The organism is Streptomyces sp. SP17BM10 (assembly GCF_036322405.1).
In the GTDB taxonomy this organism is placed as follows: domain Bacteria; phylum Actinomycetota; class Actinomycetes; order Streptomycetales; family Streptomycetaceae; genus Kitasatospora.
The window spans coordinates 1-2369 of sequence record NZ_JAQYXB010000314.1; the positions used below are offsets into that span (position 1 = coordinate 1).

Sequence of the window (2369 nt, forward strand, 5' to 3'; positions counted from 1 at the left end):
CATCGCCGGCCTCGCCGCCGACGGGCACACCCACTACATCGAGATCAGCCCGCACCCCGTCCTCACCAACGCCATCCACGACACCCACGAGGCCACGACCGGCGAACCCCCCGCCCTCGCCACCGGCACCCTGCGCCGCGACGACGGCGGCCTCGCCCGCCTCCTCACCAGCGCCGCCACCGCCCACGCGGCCGGCACCGCCGTCACCTGGCCGTCGGCGTCCGCCACGGGCGTGCGGCTCCCCACCTACCCGTTCGAGCGGACCAGGCACTGGCTGCCGGGCCTCCACGACGCCGCGGCCGTCGCCGAGGCGCCCGTCCTCGAAGCCCCCACCGACGAGAGCACGGCTCCCGAGGCCGTCCTCCCCCTGCTCGCCGAGCTCGCACCGCTCACCCCCGCCGAGCGCGCGCGGCGCCTGCTGCGCCTGGTGCGGGTGAGCGCGGCCGTCGTCCTCGGGCGGCCGGGCCCGGAGGCCGTCCAGGCGGGCGAGACGTTCAGGAACCAGGGCATCGAGTCGATCACCGCCGTCGAGCTGCGCGACCTGCTGCGCGAGGCGACCGGCCTGCGCCTGCCGAGCACCGTCGTCTACGAGCACCCGACGCCCACCGAGCTCGCCGACCACCTGGTCGCGTCGCTCGGTGAACTCCCCCTCTCCCCGGCGCCTGGGGCGACACCCGCCCCCGCGGCGACGCCCATCGACGACGACGCGATCGCGATCGTCGGCATGGCCTGCCACTACCCCGGCGGCGTCGCGGGCCCGGACGACCTGTGGCAGCTCGTCACCTCCGGCACCGACGCCGTCGGCGGCTTCCCCACCGACCGCGGCTGGCGGTTGGACGGCCTGTACGCACCGGAGCCCGGCACCCCCGGCCGCACGTACGTCGGCGAGGGCGGGTTCCTGCACCGCGCGGGCGAGTTCGACGCCGAGTTCTTCGGCATCTCGCCGCGCGAGGCCGTCGCGATGGACCCGCAGCAGCGCCTCCTGCTGGAGACCGCCTGGGAGTCGCTGGAGCACGCGGGCATCGACCCGACCACGCTGCGCGCCGGCGACACCGGCGTGTTCGTCGGCGCCATGGCCCCCGAGTACGGCCCGCGCCTGCACGAGGACGCGCAGGGCGCCGAGGGCTACCTGCTGACCGGCAGCACGGTCAGCGTCGCGTCCGGCCGGATCGCGTACGCGCTGGGCCTGGAGGGTCCGGCGGTCACGATCGACACGGCGTGCTCGTCCTCGCTGGTCGCCCTGCACCTGGCCGGCCAGTCGCTGCGCGCCGGGGAGTGCTCGTTGGCGCTCGCGGGCGGCGCGGCGGTGATGTCGTCGCCGGGCATGTTCGTGGAGTTCAGCCAGCAGCGCGGTCTCGCGCCCGACGGCCGGTGCAAGGCGTTCTCGGAGGACGCGGACGGCACCGCGTGGGGCGAGGGCGTCGGCATGGTCGTCCTGGAGCGACTCGCGGACGCCGTCCGCAACGGCCACCGGGTGCTCGCGGTCGTCCGCGGCTCGGCGATCAACCAGGACGGCGCCAGCAACGGCCTGACCGCCCCGAGCGGCCCGGCCCAGGAGCGGGTGATCCGCCAGGCCCTCGCGTCCGGCGCCCTCACCCCGCAGGACGTGGACGCCGTCGAGGCGCACGGGACGGGCACCAGGCTCGGCGATCCGATCGAGGCCCGCGCCCTGCTCGCCACCTACGGCCAGGGCCGGCCCGCGGACCGGCCGCTGTGGCTCGGCTCGCTCAAGTCCAACATCGGGCACACCCAGGCCGCGGCCGGCGTCGGCGGCGTCATCAAGATGGTGATGGCCCTGCAGGAAGGCGTCCTGCCCAAGTCGCTGCACGTCAACGAGCCCAGCTCGCACGTCGATTGGACGGCCGGCGCGGTCTCGCTGCTGACCGAGCAGCGGCCGTGGCCGCAGACCGGTCGGCCGCGCCGGGCCGCCGTGTCGTCCTTCGGGATCAGCGGCACCAACGCCCACGTCGTCCTGGAGCAGGCCCCGGACGCCGCCCCCGCCGGGCCGGACGCCGTCCCGGACGGCCCGGTCGTGTGGCCGCTGTCGGGCCGGGGCGAGGCGGCGCTGCGCGAACAGGCGCGACGGCTCCTGGAGTTCGGCTCCGCCAACCCGGGCGTTCCGGTGCACCGCATCGGCGCGGCGCTGGCGTCCGGCCGGGCGGCGCTGACCCACCGGGCCGTGGTGGTCGGCTCGGGGCGGGAGGAACTGCTGTCCGGTCTGCGGGCGCTGGCGGCGGGGGAGCCCGCGAACTCCGTCGTGACGGGCTCCGCCGAGAGCGACGACGCCGACGTGGTGTTCGTCTTCCCCGGCCAGGGCACGCAGTGGGCCGGCATGGGACGCGAACTCCTCACCACCTCACCGGTGTTCC

At 76.3% G+C, this 2369-nt stretch carries 1 protein-coding gene; it reads left to right on the forward strand.

Annotated features, from left to right (window positions below):
* On the forward strand, positions 1 to 2369 hold a 2369-nt coding region (locus PUR71_RS01575; protein ID WP_329924463.1), incomplete at both ends, for a type I polyketide synthase.